Below are 16,364 nucleotides of genomic sequence, written 5' to 3'. Positions count from 1 at the left end.
GATTAAGCACACAAAAATAGAGCTACCTTGCGCAACAAAAGCCCCCTTTTACGCCTATCCCGGGGAACAAAGACCTACTCGCGGGTAAGAACGATTTTACCAAACGCACCGCGATCCAGATGCTCAAGAGCCTGTTTAAGCTCGTTAAAACGGTAGCGATGCTCAATCACGGGTTTCAACCCGGTGGCATCCACGGCGCGGACGAAATCCTCCAGCGCCCGGCGGTGCCCCACGCCGATCCCCTGAATGACGGGAGATTTCAGCAACAGTTCGCCAGCAGAGAGCGAAATGTCAGACCCGGCCAGCACGCCAATGACCGAGATACGTCCATGAACGGCAACGGCGCGCAGGGAGTGCTTCAGGTTCTCGCCCCCCACGGTTTCGATAATATGGTCGATGCCGCGATCCTGCGTCAGCGCCAGCGCCTCTTCAGCCCAGTCGCCTTTCAGGCGGTTGATGCCCTGGCTGGCCCCCAGCTTTTTGGCCAGCGCCAGCTTTTCATCGCTCCCGGACGTAACAATGACCTCTGCGCCGTGCGCTTTTGCGATTTGCAGGGCGAAAATCGCCACGCCGCCCGTCCCCTGTACCAGCACCGATTGCCCGGCGCGCAGCTGACCGCGTTCCACCAGTGCGAACCAGGCGGTAAGCCCCGCGCAGGGTAAGGTGCTGGCCTCTGCGTCATCCAGGGTTTCCGGCGATGCCGCCAGCGCGTCTTCCTTCACAATCACGTACTCGGCCAGCATTCCCTGGAAATAGCCGCCGGACGTTTTATAGGGCAAATTGCGCGCGTCCGCCTGCGGCTTACCGTCGATCCACTCCGGAAAGAAGGTTGAGATAACGCGGGCACCGGGCTGGAAACGCGTGACGCCTTCACCAATGCTGTCGACGACGCCCGCCATGTCAGACGCCGGGGTAAACGGGAAGGAAAGCGGAATCGGCATCGTGCCTTCAATCACCATTTTGTCGCGATAGTTGAGCGCGACGGCATTCACCCTTACGCGCACTTCACCCGGACCGGGTTGGGGAATGGGCTCCTGAATAAGCGTGAGGCTCTCGCGCCCGAGGGCGCTCATCGTCCAGCGTTGCATTGTCTCGGTCATTTTTTTCTCCGGCCATCAAGTAATCTTTAATACTGACAGTCTACCGTTGACGCATGGTCGCCAGTGGCGATAAGTTTTCTCTATATTGACGCCAAAAAAGATACAATTCATGACCGACACGCTGAAGGATATCCCTGTTTTTGTGGCTGCCGTAGAGGCGGGAAGCTTTGCACAGGCCGCCATTCGTCTGCATTTGTCACGCTCGGCGGTAGGAAAAAGCATCGCTCGTCTCGAGGAGCGACTGGGGGTACGGCTGTTTCAGCGCACCACCCGGAGCCAGAGCCTGACCGATAACGGCGCCCTTTTTTATGAACGGTGCCTGCGTGCGCTGGAGGAAATTCGGGGCGCAGAGTCGCTGCTTGAAACGGGGAAACAGCAGGTCAGCGGCCGCCTGCGCGTTGCCATGCCGGTACTGTTTGGCCGCCAGTGCGTCGCGCCGCTGTTGATTGAACTGGCGCAGGAACACCCCGGGCTTGAGCTTGAGATGTCGTTCAGCGACCGCGTGGTGGATCTGGTGGAGGAAGGGTTTGATATGGCGGTGCGTAACGGCACGCTGCAGGACAGCAGCATGCTGGTCGCCAGAAAGCTAGGGGAACACCGCATGGTGCTGTGCGCTGCGCCGGATTATCTGCAGAACAAAGGCCAGCCGCAAAGCGTGGCTGACTTACCCCATCATACGGCCATTAACTATCTGCGCGCAGGCAGAGTGTTACCCTGGCAACTGATGGATAACGAAGGGACCTCGCACACCTTTACTTCCCGTTCATCGCTCAATATGGATGATTTGCAGGCCATCTGCGACGCGGCGCTGGCCGGACACGGGATTGCCTGGCTCCCCTGCTGGATGGCCATTAAAGAAATTCATCAGGGAAAGCTCGTCCCGCTCCTGAAGCAGGCGCCCGATGTCCATTTTGACGTTCATGCCGTCTGGCAGCAAACGCCGCACCTGCCGCTGAGGGTGAGGATTGCCGTCGATACGCTCGCCAGTCGCTTACCGTCAGTGCTGTTGCAGGATATGCCCGCGCCCATAAAAAAGCCGCGCTAAACGCGCGGCCAGTTATCGTGCGGTATCACGTCGATTAAATATCGATATTTGCCGCTTTCAGGGCGTTCTCTTCGATGAAGGCACGACGTGGTTCAACCGCATCGCCCATCAGGGTCGTGAACAGCTGGTCTGCAGCAATCGCGTCCTTAACGGTCACGCGCAGCATGCGACGGCTTTCCGGATCCATGGTGGTTTCCCACAGCTGCTCCGGGTTCATTTCGCCCAGACCTTTATAGCGCTGGATCGCGAGGCCGCGACGGGACTCTTTCACCAGCCAGTCCAGCGCCTGCTCGAAGCTGGCTACCGGCTGACGACGTTCGCCACGTTCGATGAACGCATCGTCTTCGATCAGGCCTCGCAGCTTCTCGCCGAGCGTGCAGATACGACGGTATTCCGGACCGGTGACAAACTCGTGCTCCAGCGGGTAGTCGGTGTCGACGCCGTGGGTACGCACGCGAACGATCGGCTCGAACTGCCCGTCAGCGTTCTGCTGAACATCGCATTTCCACTGGCTGCCGTGCTGCTCTTTTTCGTTCAGATCGGTCACCAGAGCGTTCACCCAGCGGGTGACGGTCTGCTCGCTGCTCAGATCGGCTTCGGTCAGGGTTGGCTGATAAACCAGCTCCTTCAGCAGCGTTTTCGGATAACGGCGTTCCATACGCGTAATCATTTTCTGCGTGGCGTTGAACTCGGACACCAGACGCTCCAGCGGTTCACCGGCCAGTGCAGGGGCGTGCGAGTTCGCGTGCAGGGTCGCACCATCAAGCGCGATTGCGATTTGGTACTGATCCATCGCTTCGTCGTCTTTGATGTACTGTTCCTGCTTGCCTTTCTTCACTTTGTACAGCGGCGGCTGGGCAATGTAGACGTGGCCACGCTCAACGATTTCAGGCATCTGACGATAGAAGAAGGTCAACAGCAGCGTACGGATGTGCGAGCCGTCGACGTCCGCATCGGTCATGATGATGATGCTGTGGTAGCGCAGTTTGTCCGGGTTGTACTCGTCACGGCCAATGCCGCAGCCCAGCGCGGTAATGAGTGTCGCCACTTCCTGAGAAGAGAGCATCTTGTCGAAACGGGCTTTCTCAACGTTGAGGATTTTACCCTTCAGCGGCAGAATCGCCTGGTTCTTACGGTTACGGCCCTGCTTCGCAGAACCGCCCGCGGAGTCCCCTTCCACGAGGTACAGTTCGGACAGCGCCGGGTCGCGTTCCTGGCAGTCAGCCAGCTTGCCCGGCAGGCCGGCTAAGTCCAGCGCGCCTTTACGACGGGTCATTTCACGGGCTTTACGCGCCGCTTCACGGGCACGCGCCGCATCAATAATTTTGCCCACCACGATTTTCGCGTCGGACGGGTTTTCCAGCAGGTATTCGCTCAGCAATTCGTTCATCTGCTGCTCAACCGCCGATTTCACCTCAGAAGAGACCAGCTTGTCTTTGGTCTGTGAGGAGAACTTCGGATCCGGCACCTTCACGGAAACCACGGCAATCAGGCCTTCACGGGCATCGTCACCGGTGGCGCTGACTTTCGCTTTCTTGCTGTAGCCTTCTTTGTCCATGTAGGCGTTCAGGGTACGGGTCATCGCCGCACGGAAGCCTGCAAGGTGGGTACCACCGTCACGCTGTGGAATGTTGTTGGTAAAGCAGTAGATGTTTTCCTGGAAACCGTCGTTCCACTGCAGCGCCACTTCCACGCCGATGCCGTCTTTTTCGGTGGAGAAGTAGAAGATATTCGGGTGAATAGGCGTTTTGTTCTTGTTCAGATACTCAACGAACGCCTTGATACCGCCTTCGTAGTGGAAGTGGTCTTCTTTGTTGTCGCGTTTGTCGCGCAGGCGAATCGAGACGCCGGAGTTCAGGAACGACAGTTCACGCAGGCGTTTCGCCAGGATGTCGTACTCGAACTCGGTGACGTTGGTGAAGGTTTCGAGGCTCGGCCAGAAACGCACCATGGTACCGGTTTTGTCGGTTTCGCCGGTAACGGCCAGCGGTGCCTGCGGCACGCCGTGCGTGTAAAGCTGACGGTGAATTTTGCCTTCGCGCTGGATAACCAGCTCCAGCTTCTGCGACAGGGCGTTTACTACCGAAACACCTACGCCGTGCAGGCCGCCGGAAACTTTATAGGAGTTATCGTCGAACTTACCGCCTGCGTGCAGGACGGTCATGATCACTTCCGCCGCGGAGACGCCCTCTTCCGGGTGAATACCGGTTGGGATGCCACGGCCGTCATCGGTGACGGAGACGGAGTTATCCGCATGGATGGTGACCACGATGTCTTTACAGTGACCCGCGAGCGCTTCGTCGATAGCGTTATCTACCACCTCGAATACCATGTGGTGCAGACCGGTGCCGTCATCCGTGTCGCCGATATACATACCCGGGCGCTTACGCACCGCATCCAGCCCTTTCAGGACTTTGATACTGGAGGAGTCATAAGAATTCGACATCAACGTTTCTCGCTCATTTCAACTTGGGTTAATCCGTTATTTTACCCTTTTCCACGGTAAACATCTTCGAATTTTCGTCCGACATGTCCATAACGTGTTCAGCGCTAATGGCGCTGACGAAAACCTGCGACTGCGTGGCTTTTAAGCGGCTGGCAAGCAGCCCGCGCCGCGCGTCGTCAAGTTCCGAGGCAAAATCATCTATCAGGTACAGGCAGCGTCGCCCGCTTTCGCGGGTGAGGAACTCCCCCTGCGCCAGGCGCAACGCACACATCAGGAGCTTGAGCTGCCCGCGCGACAGCGTGTCTTCCACCGGCGCACCGTCGGCACGAATGCGGAAATCCGCCTTGTGCGGGCCGTGCGCGGTGTAGGTCAACATGCGGTCGCGCTCGAAGCTTCTCTCTAACACCTCGGCATAGTCCGTCTCTTTCTCCCAGCCGCGCTGGAAGGAGAAGGTGAGAGAGAACTCGGGTAAAAACTGTTTGCAGGTGTCGGCCATGTCTTCGGCAATACCTGCGCTGTATTCGGCACGCCAGTTGCTGATTTGTTCCGCAAGAGGGATTAACTCCATGTCCCACGGACGCAGCTGGGCGTAGCGCGTCACCTGGCGCAACGCGGCGTTACGCTGCTTGAGCAGACGCTTCAGGTTGCTCCAGGCGTTAAAGAATCCGGCTTCGTTGTGAAAGCATCCCCAGTCGAGGAACGCTCTTCTGTATTTGGGGCCGCCGTTGAGTAAAGTAAACCCCTCGGGCGTGATCAGCTGCATCGGCATCAGCAGCGCCAGCTCGGCCACCTTGTGGCCGTCGGTACCGTCGATGCGCACCTTGCTGTCGCCCTGCTTGTCTTTGGTCAGGCCGATGGCGGTCTCCCGCTCCTCGCCCTGCAAACGCCCGTGCAGAACAAAAGATTCCTGCTCGTGGCGAATCACGCGACCAATCTGCAAACTGCGAAACGCCCGACCGTGGCCGAGCGTATAGATGGCTTCCAGCACGCTGGTTTTGCCGCTGCCGTTCGCGCCAACCAGGAAATTAAAGCCAGGGGATAAAGCGAGATCCGCGCTTTCGATGTTGCGAAAGTCGCGGATCAACAGACGGGTGAGCGACATTACAGTCTCATTGGCATGACAACATAGGCAGCCGACTGTGATGCGGCATCTTCAATCTGTACGCTCGAAACGGAGTCGGTCAGCAGGATGCGCACGTTCTCGCATTTCAGCGCGTTCAGCACATCCAGCACGTAGCTAACGTTGAAGCCGATTTCCATCTCAGCCCCGGCGTAGGTGACGTCCAGAATCTCTTCTGCCTCTTCCTGCTCCGGGTTGTTGGCGGTGATTTTGATCTGGTTTTCACTCACGTACAGGCGCACGCCGCGGAATTTCTCGTTAGAGAGGATCGCGGCACGGGCAAAGGCCTGCTTGAGGCTGTCGCAACCGGCTTCCAGCGTTTTGTCCGGGTTCTTCGGCAATACGCGGCGATAATCCGGAAAACGACCGTCAACCAGCTTCGATGTGAAGACAAAATCGCCCACGTGAGCGCGGATGTTATTGCTGCCGATCTGCACGCGCAGCGGCGTGTCGCCGCCGTCGAGCATACGCATCAGCTCAATCACCCCTTTACGCGGCACGATCACCGAATGGTTTGGCAGAGAGTCGCCAATCGGCATGGAACAGACCGCCAGACGGTGGCCGTCGGTCGCCACGGTACGCAGCTCTTCACCTTCGGTTTCGAACAGCATGCCGTTTAAGTAGTAACGAACGTCCTGATGCGCCATGGAGAACTGGGTGGCTTCAATCAGACGCTTCATCGTCGCCTGCGGCAGGGTGAATTCCACTTCGCTCTGCCAGTCGTCCAGGTTCGGGAAGTCCGCTGCAGGCAGCGTGGAGAGCGAGAAACGGCTGCGGCCAGAGCGCACCAGCATACGGTCGCCTTCCAGCTGCACGGCGATTTCAGCGCCTTCCGGCAGCCCGCGGCAGATATCAAAGAATTTACGTGCCGGAACCGTGGTCGCGCCCGCGTCGTGCGGCTGCGTCAGCGTAACGCGCGCGATCATTTCCATTTCCAGATCTGTACCGGTCAGCGACAGCGTACCGTCCGCGACCTGAAGCAGCAGGTTTCCGAGAATAGGCAGCGTTGGGCGGCCGCCTAATGGGCCACTCACCTGTTGCAGCGGTTTTAATAAATGTTCACGTTCAACGGTAAATTTCATAGCGTCACGATGATAATGTTCTGATTAGATTGGAAAAATCTTCTTTTATGTCGTGGCTTTCTTCGCGTAACTGCTCAATCTTGCGACAGGCGTGCAGCACGGTCGTATGGTCACGGCCACCAAACGCATCGCCGATTTCCGGCAGACTGTGGTTGGTTAACTCCTTTGCCAGCGCCATCGCCATCTGACGCGGGCGCGCCACCGAGCGGGAACGACGTTTAGACAGTAAATCTGCCACTTTGATCTTGTAGTACTCAGCCACCGTCTTTTGAATATTGTCGATAGTGACCAGTTTTTCCTGCAATGCCAGCAAATCACGCAGCGCTTCACGCACAAAATCGATGGTGATCGCACGACCGGTAAAGTTGGCATTGGCGATAACGCGGTTCAGTGCCCCTTCCAGCTCACGCACGTTGGAGCGCAGACGCTTGGCAATGAAGAACGCCACTTCACCCGGCAGGCGAATGTCGTTTTCATCGGCTTTCTTCATCAGGATCGCGACGCGGGTTTCCAGCTCCGGTGGCTCGATCGCCACGGTCAGGCCCCAGCCGAAGCGGGATTTCAGACGATCTTCAACGCCATTGATCTCTTTTGGATAACGATCCGAGGTCAAAATGATCTGCTGATTGCCTTCCAGCAGGGCATTGAAGGTGTGGAAAAATTCTTCCTGCGATCGTTCTTTATTGGCAAAGAACTGAATGTCATCGATCAGCAGCGCGTCAACGGAACGGTAGTAGCGTTTAAACTCTTCGATCGCATTGTTTTGCAGGGCTTTTACCATGTCCTGAACGAAGCGTTCGGAGTGCATATACACCACTTTGGCATTGGGCTTGCGCGCCATAATGCCGTTGCCAACCGCGTGCAGCAGGTGCGTTTTACCGAGACCCGTGCCGCCATACAGGAACAGCGGGTTGTAGGCCCCACCGGGGTTATCAGCAACCTGGCGAGCCGCCGCGCGCGCCAGCTGGTTCGACTTACCTTCAACGAAGTTATCGAACGTGTGTTTGACGTTTACGTTAGAGCGGTAGGTTGGCTCAGCCGGTGCAGGAACATTATCCCAACCCTGACGAGCAGGAGCGACGCGAGGAGCCGGCGCGGGTGCGGCCTGAGCAGGCGCAGCCACATTCACGGTTTCACGTACGGTTTGGGTGACCGGCTTTGTGCCCACTTCAAAGCGCAGCTGTGGGGCATCTGACCCGCAGAAATCGTTCAGCAGTCCATTGATGTTATTAAGGTACTTGTCCCTTACCCAATCGAGCACAAAACGGTTTGGCGCGTACAAAGCCAGCGTGTTATCGCTCAGTTCCGCCTGCAACGGGCGGATCCACATACTGAATTCTGTGGCTGGTAACTCATCCTGCAATCGGGCAAGACACTGCTGCCAAAGCGAAAGTGACACGGCGGACTCCACTCGAACAATAAAAGAAAACTATTGAATATTCATGATTGTTGGCGCACATCGGCATGACCCTGTGTAAAGGGGGACGTGCGAATTGCTATCTGCAATTTATCCTGACCAGGATCCTGGGATCCCGATCGGGACCGCGGATCATAGCCTAAACTGAGCCAGAGATCTTCTGTTTCTCACAGATTCTTCCCGATTTATCCACAGGAAGATCAGAAACCGGTTAAGTGTAAACGATCCTGGCGCGAGTGCCCCACGATTTAGCCCGCATATTGGAAAAATTAATGAGCACAGCCAATTTATTGCTTAAATGATCTAACGAAGATCCGGGACGATCCTTGCGCTTTATCGGTGAGCCCGTATAATCCTCGACCCGGCGCGTGATGGTCATCTTCCTGCGTCGTCCGTTGCTCATTTTCCACGCGAAAACGTGCGGAAATACGCGGGAAATAAGGAAAGAGAATTGACTCCGGAGTGTACAATTATTACAATCCGGCCTCTTTAATCACCCACGCTGAGGCGTTAGTCGTTCGAAACTCGTTCGGGTATACGCAAAAGTCAGTGAATTTATTCAAGTTTAGGTAGAAATCGCCATGAAACGCACTTTTCAACCGTCTGTACTGAAGCGCAACCGTTCTCACGGCTTCCGTGCTCGTATGGCTACTAAAAATGGTCGTCAGGTTCTGGCACGTCGTCGTGCTAAAGGCCGCGCTCGTCTGACCGTTTCCAAGTAATAAAGCTAACCCCTGAGTGGTTAAGCTAGCATTTCCCAGGGAGTTACGTTTGTTAACTCCCGCTCATTTCACTTTCGTCTTCCAGCAGCCACAACGGGCTGGCACGCCGCAAATCACCATCCTCGGCCGCCAAAATTCGCTGGGGCATCCCCGCATCGGTCTCACAGTCGCCAAGAAAAATGTTAAGCGTGCGCATGAACGCAATCGGATTAAACGTCTGACGCGTGAAAGCTTCCGTTTACGTCAGCACGAACTGCCTTCAATGGATTTCGTGGTGGTGGCGAAGAAAGGGGTTGCCGACCTCGATAACCGTGCTCTCTCGGAAGCGTTGGAAAAATTATGGCGCCGCCACTGTCGCCTGGCTCCCGGGTCCTGATAGCCCTCATTCGGGTCTATCAACGCCTGATTAGTCCGCTACTCGGGCCGCACTGCCGTTTCACACCAACATGCTCAAGCTACGGAATTGAGGCATTGCGCAGGTTTGGAGTGATAAAAGGCAGTTGGTTGACGGTGAAACGCGTATTAAAATGCCACCCTTTACACCCCGGTGGAGACGACCCCGTCCCCCCAGGACCCTTTGATACCAGAGAACACTAACGATGGATTCGCAACGCAATCTTCTTATCATCGCTTTGTTGTTCGTGTCTTTCATGATCTGGCAGGCATGGGAGCAGGATAAAAATCCTCAACCCCAGCAGCAGACCACGCAGACTACGACCACCGCAGCGGGTAGCGCCGCCGACCAGGGCGTACCGGCCAGTGGCCAGGGGAAACAGATTACGGTTAAGACCGATGTGCTTGAGCTGACAATCAACACCCGTGGTGGTGATGTTGAGCAGGCGCTGCTGTTGACCTACCCGAAAGAGCTGAAGTCTAACGAACCGTTCCAGTTACTGGAAACCACGCCTGAGTTTATCTACCAGGCGCAGAGCGGCCTGACCGGTCGTGATGGCCCGGATAACCCGGCTAACGGTGCGCGTCCACTGTATAACGTCGAGAACGACACCTTTGTACTGGCTGATGGCCAGAACGAACTCGTTATCCCGATGACCTATACCGACGCCGCAGGCAACACCTTCACCAAAACCTTCACCCTGAAGCGCGGTGAGTATGCGGTGAACGTGGGCTACAGCGTACAGAACGCCAGTGCGAAACCGCTGGAGCTGTCGACCTTTGGCCAGCTGAAGCAGTCCATCAATCTGCCGTCTCACCGTGACACCGGAAGCAGCAACTTTGCGCTGCACACCTTCCGTGGCGCGGCGTACTCCACGCCTGACGCGAAGTACGAGAAATACAAATTCGACACCATTGCCGATAACGAAAACCTGAACGTCAGCGCTAAAGGCGGTTGGGTGGCGATGCTGCAGCAGTATTTCGCGACGGCGTGGGTGCCAAATAACGACGGTACCAACAACTTCTATACCGCGAACCTGGGTAACGGCCTTGCAGCCATCGGCTACAAATCTCAGCCGGTTCTGGTACAGCCGGGTCAAACCGGTAAGCTCGCCAGCACCCTGTGGGTTGGCCCGGAAATTCAGGACAAAATGGCCGCTGTTGCGCCGCACCTGGATCTGACCGTGGATTACGGTTGGTTGTGGTTCATCTCTCAGCCGCTGTTTAAGCTGCTGAAGTTCATCCACAGCTTCCTGGGTAACTGGGGCTTCTCCATCATCGTTATCACCTTCATCGTTCGTGGCATCATGTACCCGCTGACTAAAGCGCAGTACACCTCCATGGCGAAGATGCGCATGCTGCAGCCGAAGATTCAGGCAATGCGTGAGCGTCTGGGCGATGACAAACAGCGTCAGAGCCAGGAGATGATGGCCCTGTATAAAGCAGAGAAAGTGAACCCACTGGGTGGTTGCTTCCCGCTGCTGATTCAGATGCCAATCTTCCTTGCGCTGTACTACATGCTGATGGGTTCCGTTGAGCTGCGCCACGCGCCGTTCGCGCTGTGGATCCATGACCTGTCCGCACAGGACCCGTACTACATCCTGCCGATCCTGATGGGCGTGACGATGTTCTTCATCCAGAAGATGTCGCCGACCACCGTGACCGACCCGATGCAGCAGAAGATCATGACCTTTATGCCGGTCATCTTCACCGTGTTCTTCCTGTGGTTCCCGTCAGGTCTGGTGCTGTACTATATCGTCAGCAACCTGGTGACCATCATCCAGCAGCAGCTGATTTACCGTGGTCTGGAAAAACGTGGCCTGCATAGCCGCGAAAAGAAAAAGTCCTGATCCGATAAGTTAACGCTAAAATAAGGGCGGTCGATTGACCGCCTTTTTTATTTGTATTGAACGAGAGCAACCATGAGCCATAACGACACTATCGTCGCCCAGGCAACCCCACCGGGACGCGGTGGTGTAGGCATTCTGCGTATCTCCGGCCTGAAGGCGCGCGAGGTGGCCGAAGCGGTGCTGGGTAAACTGCCAAAGCCGCGCTACGCTGATTACCTGCCGTTTAAAGATGCCGACGGCACCCCGCTGGACCAGGGCATTGCGCTGTGGTTCCCCGGCCCGAACTCCTTTACCGGTGAAGACGTGCTGGAGCTGCAGGGCCACGGCGGCCCGGTTATCCTCGACCTGCTGTTAAAACGGATCCTGACCCTGCCGGGCCTGCGCATTGCGAAGCCGGGCGAGTTCTCCGAACGTGCCTTCCTCAACGACAAGCTCGACCTGGCGCAGGCGGAGGCCATTGCAGACCTGATCGACGCCAGTTCTGAACAGGCGGCCCGCTCTGCTCTGAACTCGCTGCAGGGGGCATTCTCCGCGCGTGTGAATCACCTCGTGGAAGCACTTACTCACCTTAGGATCTACGTGGAAGCGGCTATCGACTTCCCGGACGAGGAGATCGACTTCCTCTCTGACGGCAAAATCGAAGCCCAGCTCAACCAGGTGATGGCCGATCTCGACGCCGTTCGTGCAGAAGCGCGCCAGGGCAGCCTGCTGCGTGAAGGGATGAAGGTGGTGATTGCCGGACGCCCTAACGCCGGGAAATCGAGCCTGCTGAACGCCCTGGCGGGCCGTGAAGCGGCAATCGTAACCGACATTGCCGGCACCACTCGCGACGTGCTGCGCGAGCACATCCACATCGACGGCATGCCGTTGCACATCATCGATACCGCCGGTCTGCGCGATGCCAGCGACGAAGTTGAGCGCATCGGTATCGAACGCGCCTGGCAGGAGATCGAGCAGGCCGACCGCGTGCTGTTTATGGTGGACGGCACCACGACCGACGCCGTTGACCCGGCAGAGATCTGGCCGGACTTTATTGCCCGTCTGCCGGCAAAACTGCCGATCACCGTGGTGCGTAACAAAGCGGACGTGACCGGCGAAACGCTCGGTATCAGCGATGTGAATGGTCACTCACTAATTCGCCTGTCGGCGCGGACCGGTGAAGGCGTGGACGACCTGCGTAACCATCTCAAGCAGAGCATGGGCTTTGACACCAGCATGGAAGGCGGCTTCCTGGCGCGTCGCCGTCACCTGCAGGCGCTGGAAGAGGCGGCACGCCATCTTGACCAGGGCAAAGCGCAGCTGATTGGCGCGTGGGCAGGTGAACTGCTGGCGGAAGAGCTGCGTCTGGCGCAGCAGAATCTGAGCGAGATCACCGGGGAGTTTACGTCGGACGATCTGCTGGGACGGATCTTCTCGAGCTTCTGCATTGGCAAGTAATTCCCGCTAATCCATGGTGATTTCCTCCTGGGAAATCAACATTGTCCAAATGGCAACTCGCCTAATCCCTTTTCCCCCCCTATCCTGCATGCCTGCATCTATGGGGGGTTTATGGCGCGTTTTCTGTTTTGTAGTTTCGCATTAGTTCTGCTTTATCCGTCCGGTATTGATATGTATCTGGTGGGATTACCGCATATCGCCCGCGATCTGGGCGCCAGCGAAGCGCAACTGCATATTGCGTTTTCGGCCTACCTCGCGGGGATGGCGTCGTCGATGGTCTTTGCCGGGAAGATCGCGGATAAAGCAGGCCGTCAGCCTGTCGCAATCGCCGGTGCCATCGTTTTTGCCCTTGCATCCCTTCTCTGCTCACAGGCGCAAAACAGCACCGTGTTCCTGACCGGGCGCTTTATCCAGGGCATCGGTGCGGGCGGTTGCTACGTGGTGGCGTTTGCCATTTTGCGCGACACCTTAAGCGCCCAGCGTCGCGCCAAAGTGCTGTCGATGCTGAACGGCATTACCTGCATCATCCCGGTGCTGGCCCCGGTCGTGGGCTATCTGATCATGCTGAAGTTCCCGTGGCAGAGCCTGTTCTGGACCATGGCGGCGATGGGCGCGCTGGTGTTTGTCCTGTCGATTGCCGTGCTGAAAGAGACCCACCCGGGCTCGCAGAATACCGGCCATACCGCAACCATTCACCCGGCAGAGAAGCTTCTAAACCGCTTTTTCCTCAGCCGTCTGACCGTGACCACGTTAAGCGTGGCGGTGATCCTGACCTATGTAAACGTTTCCCCGGTGTTGCTGATGGAGACCATGGGCTTCGATCGCGGTGAGTATTCCACGGTGATGGCATTAACCGCGATGGTCAGTATGGCCGTTTCGTTTTCGACGCCGTTTGCGCTGAATATCTTCCGCCAGCGCACGCTGATGGTGACCTCACAGGTTTTATTCATGGCCGCAGGCGCGATCCTGGCGACCACCAGCTCACATGCGGTGATGCTGGTGGGCATTACGCTCATTTGCGCCGGGTTCTCGGTTGGCTTTGGCGTGGCGATGAGCCAGGCGCTTGGCCCCTTCTCGCTGCGGGCAGGCGTGGCGAGTTCGGTGCTGGGGATCGCGCAGGTCTGCGGCTCGTCGCTGTGGATTTGGCTGGCGGCAGTCATCGGGCTTAACGCGCTGAATATGCTGATCGGGGTTCTGATTGGCTGTAGCATAGTCTGCATTACCTTACTTATGGTCATCCAGCCCGCGGCGCACTATGAAGAAGCCCATCAGCAGTCTCGATCTTAACCTGTTGCTGTGCCTGCAGCTTTTGCTGCAGGAGCGCAGCGTTACCAAAGCGGCGAAGCGGATGAACGTGACGCCGTCGGCAGTGAGTAAATCACTGGCCAAGCTGCGTGACTGGTTTGACGACCCGCTGTTTGTCAAAACGCCGCTAGGGCTGCTGCCGACGCCGCTGACGGTGAGCCTGGAGCAGGATCTGGCTGACTGGATGCAAATCGGCAACCAGATCCTCGATAAATTCCATCATGATTCTCCGGGCGGGCTGACGTTCGTGCTGGCCGCGGAAACGCCGCTGATGCTGATCCGCTTCAATACCCTGCTGGAGCAGGTGAACCAGCGCTATCCGCAGGCGACGGTGAAAATGCGCCAGTGGGATTACGACTCGCTGGACGCGATTACGCGTGGCGAGGTGGATTTGGGCTTCACCGGGCGTGAAACGCATCCGCGATCCCGCGAGCTGCTTAAGCTGATGCCGTGGTTTATCGACTACGAAATCCTGTTCAGCGACCGCCCCTGCGTCTATCTGCGCGAGGATCATCCAGCGCTTCAGCAAGAGTGGAATCTGGAGACCTTCCTGCGCTATCCCCACATCAGCATCTTCAGGGAACGCAGCGATACCTTGGCGCTTGATGAGGTGTTAAAGGAGATGGGACGCGATCGCACTATCGCCATGAGCCTGCCGGGCTTCGAACAGGCGATGTTTATGGCGGCGCAGCCCGGCCATCACTATATCGCCACCGCCCCGCACTACTGTCACCACTACAATGAACTCCACCAGCGTAAGCTGATCGCGCTTCCGATCCCCATTGATGAGGAGCAGGCGGATAAATTGACCGTACCCTTCACGCTGATCTGGCATAAACGGAACAGCCATAATCCCAAAATTCTCTGGCTGCGGGAGACCATCAAGGCGCTGTACGGTGCGAGCGATCCAATTTTTGCCTAAGAAAATGTAAAGTTCGGTCCTAAGGCTTCTCTTACTTCCATTTACTGATTAAAACAGGAGGCAAGTTAAGCGATAATCATGTAACCGTTTAACCGATTACGACCATTATCAAGGAGCGAAAAATGGCTACGCACTTTGCAAGAGGGATACTTACAGAAGGACGTCTCGTATCGGCAAGAATTTCTTCAGCCTGTCACCGTGAAGCACTCACTCTTCCAGAGCATCGCAGGTCGCGGTTTTTAGCGTCCCGAGCGCTTCTCGCAGAACTGATGTTTATGCTGTACGGCACCAGCGAGCTGCCGGACATCATTACCCAGCCAGAAGGCCGCCCGGTCTTTGCGGACCCGGATCTCCCTCGTTTTTCCATTGCCTACACGGGCAATATCATTGGGGTCGCGCTGACCACCGAAGGGGACTGTGGGCTCGATATGGAGCTTCAGCGCGCGACGCGCAGCTTCCACGGTGGTAGCGCGCATGAAGACTATCCGCTCTCCAGCAATGAGAAGCTGTGGGTACGCAACCAGAACGATCCTGTTGAAGCCAGAGCCCAGCTCATTACCCTGCGCCAGAGCATTCGCAAGCTCTGCGGATGCGCCTCAGACGACGCCAGCCTGCTGCAGCTGTTGCCTGGTTCCGGACGTCTGCGCGCCACCCAGGCCACGCTGGTAGAAGCGCTCTGCGACGCGGAGGATGTGCTCATCTGGTCCATCGCGGTGACCCCCGCCATAGAACGCATGAAAATCTGGGAATTTGACAGTCAACAGGGATGGCGTAGCCTTCCTGATGTGCCCGAGCGCGCCAACGAGCCCGCCGCACGTCTGATGCGATTAACCAGTTTACCGGCAGAAAAAGCATTCACCCTTAGCTGATCCAATCAGGGTCATCATGATGAAACAGGAGTAATCATGTCTGATACGTTGAAAGTTGTTACGTTACTGGGAAGCCTGCGCAAAGGTTCATTTAACGGGATGGTAGCCCGCACGCTGCCACAGCTGGCACCTGCAGGTATGGAAATTAGCGCCCTGCCGTCTATTGGCGATATTCCGCTTTATGATGCTGACGTACAGCAGGAAGAAGGGTTCCCGCAGAGCGTTGAAGCGCTGGCAGAGCAGATTCGCCAGGCTGACGGCGTGGTCATCGTCACGCCAGAGTACAACTACTCTGTACCTGGTGGTCTAAAGAATGCCATCGACTGGCTGTCCCGTTTACCTGAGCAGCCGCTGTCAGGCAAACCGGTGTTGATCCAGACCAGCTCCATGGGCGCGATTGGCGGCGCGCGCTGCCAGTATCACCTGCGTCAGATCCTGGTCTTCCTCGATGCGATGGTGATGAACAAGCCGGAATTTATGGGCGGAGTGATTCAGAACAAGGTCGACCCGCAAACGGGTGAGGTGGTGGATCTGAGCACGCGCGATCATCTGTCTGGCCAGCTGACGGCGTTCGGGGATTACATTAAGCGGGTTAAAGCCTGATAAAAAAGCCCGGTGGCGCTAGCGCTTACCGGGCCTACACTCGTCAGTAGATC

15 protein-coding genes are annotated in these 16,364 nt (G+C 57.0%); 10 read left to right on the top strand and 5 right to left on the bottom strand.

Annotated features, from left to right (window positions below):
• Window positions 1-74: 74 nt before the first annotated feature.
• Entirely contained in the window at window positions 75-1,100 is a 1,026-nt protein-coding gene (locus tag LLF79_RS15870) for an NAD(P)-dependent alcohol dehydrogenase (protein WP_106105280.1), read from the bottom strand.
• A gap of 109 nt (window positions 1,101-1,209) precedes the next feature.
• Between LLF79_RS15870 and LLF79_RS15865 the strand changes: the two genes are divergently transcribed.
• Window positions 1,210-2,145 carry a LysR family transcriptional regulator gene (locus LLF79_RS15865; RefSeq protein ID WP_227879852.1) on the top strand — a complete coding sequence of 312 codons (936 nt, stop codon included), beginning with the start codon at window positions 1,210-1,212 and terminating at the stop codon, window positions 2,143-2,145.
• 34 nt (window positions 2,146-2,179) lie between these two features.
• Here the strand turns inward: LLF79_RS15865 and gyrB are convergent, their stop codons facing one another.
• Genes gyrB through dnaA form a run of 4 tightly spaced genes read right to left on the bottom strand, consistent with a single transcriptional unit; the run spans window position 2,180 to window position 8,192 of the window.
• Complete coding sequence (gene gyrB, locus LLF79_RS15860; protein ID WP_008500168.1) at window positions 2,180-4,591, bottom strand: DNA topoisomerase (ATP-hydrolyzing) subunit B; 2,412 nt, start codon at window positions 4,589-4,591, stop codon at window positions 2,180-2,182.
• A gap of 28 nt (window positions 4,592-4,619) precedes the next feature.
• Window positions 4,620-5,693, bottom strand: coding sequence for a DNA replication/repair protein RecF (recF, locus tag LLF79_RS15855; protein WP_008500169.1), 1,074 nt, complete (start codon window positions 5,691-5,693; stop codon window positions 4,620-4,622).
• Window positions 5,693-6,793, bottom strand: coding sequence for a DNA polymerase III subunit beta (gene dnaN / locus LLF79_RS15850; RefSeq protein WP_008500170.1), 1,101 nt, complete (start codon window positions 6,791-6,793; stop codon window positions 5,693-5,695). The genes recF and dnaN overlap by 1 nt, the downstream gene beginning before the upstream one ends.
• A 4-nt stretch (window positions 6,794-6,797) precedes the next feature.
• Window positions 6,798-8,192, bottom strand: a complete 1,395-nt coding sequence (dnaA, locus tag LLF79_RS15845; RefSeq protein WP_010426558.1) for a chromosomal replication initiator protein DnaA — start codon at window positions 8,190-8,192, stop codon at window positions 6,798-6,800.
• Window positions 8,193-8,791: 599 nt separating this feature from the next.
• Between dnaA and rpmH the strand changes: the two genes are divergently transcribed.
• The 9 genes from rpmH (at window position 8,792) to LLF79_RS15800 (ending at window position 16,311) form a co-directional block, all read left to right on the top strand.
• Window positions 8,792-8,932, top strand: a complete 141-nt coding sequence (rpmH, locus tag LLF79_RS15840) for a 50S ribosomal protein L34 (protein WP_000831330.1) — start codon at window positions 8,792-8,794, stop codon at window positions 8,930-8,932.
• A gap of 16 nt (window positions 8,933-8,948) precedes the next feature.
• Complete coding sequence (gene rnpA / locus LLF79_RS15835; RefSeq protein WP_021242673.1) at window positions 8,949-9,308, top strand: ribonuclease P protein component; 360 nt, start codon at window positions 8,949-8,951, stop codon at window positions 9,306-9,308.
• Entirely contained in the window at window positions 9,272-9,529 is a 258-nt protein-coding gene (gene yidD / locus LLF79_RS15830; RefSeq protein ID WP_001307474.1) for a membrane protein insertion efficiency factor YidD, read from the top strand. Before rnpA ends, yidD begins: the two co-directional genes overlap by 37 nt.
• 2 nt (window positions 9,530-9,531) lie before the next feature.
• A complete protein-coding gene (gene yidC, locus LLF79_RS15825) occupies window positions 9,532-11,175 on the top strand; it encodes a membrane protein insertase YidC (RefSeq protein ID WP_008500173.1) in 1,644 nt (547 codons plus the stop codon).
• Between the two features lie 72 nt (window positions 11,176-11,247).
• The gene (gene mnmE / locus LLF79_RS15820; protein WP_032654291.1) at window positions 11,248-12,612 is read left to right on the top strand and encodes a tRNA uridine-5-carboxymethylaminomethyl(34) synthesis GTPase MnmE; all 1,365 of its coding nucleotides are present in this window, start codon (window positions 11,248-11,250) and stop codon (window positions 12,610-12,612) included.
• A gap of 111 nt (window positions 12,613-12,723) precedes the next feature.
• Entirely contained in the window at window positions 12,724-13,899 is a 1,176-nt protein-coding gene (locus LLF79_RS15815; protein WP_204624642.1) for an MFS transporter, read from the top strand.
• The gene (gene yidZ, locus LLF79_RS15810; RefSeq protein WP_227879851.1) at window positions 13,868-14,839 is read left to right on the top strand and encodes an HTH-type transcriptional regulator YidZ; all 972 of its coding nucleotides are present in this window, start codon (window positions 13,868-13,870) and stop codon (window positions 14,837-14,839) included. The genes LLF79_RS15815 and yidZ overlap by 32 nt, the downstream gene beginning before the upstream one ends.
• Before the next feature lie 122 nt (window positions 14,840-14,961).
• Window positions 14,962-15,708 carry a 4'-phosphopantetheinyl transferase superfamily protein gene (locus LLF79_RS15805; protein WP_046091923.1) on the top strand — a complete coding sequence of 249 codons (747 nt, stop codon included), beginning with the start codon at window positions 14,962-14,964 and terminating at the stop codon, window positions 15,706-15,708.
• A gap of 36 nt (window positions 15,709-15,744) precedes the next feature.
• Window positions 15,745-16,311: an NADPH-dependent FMN reductase gene (locus LLF79_RS15800; protein ID WP_227879850.1), complete on the top strand. Its 567-nt coding sequence runs from the start codon at window positions 15,745-15,747 to the stop codon at window positions 16,309-16,311.
• Window positions 16,312-16,364: the final 53 nt, after the last annotated feature.

Origin of the sequence: Enterobacter cloacae complex sp. 2021EL-01169 (assembly GCF_020733125.1) — a bacterium.
Taxonomy (GTDB): domain Bacteria; phylum Pseudomonadota; class Gammaproteobacteria; order Enterobacterales; family Enterobacteriaceae; genus Enterobacter; species Enterobacter roggenkampii.
Note: the sequence above shows the minus strand (reverse complement) of the source record. Positions and strands in the feature narration are given on the sequence as shown.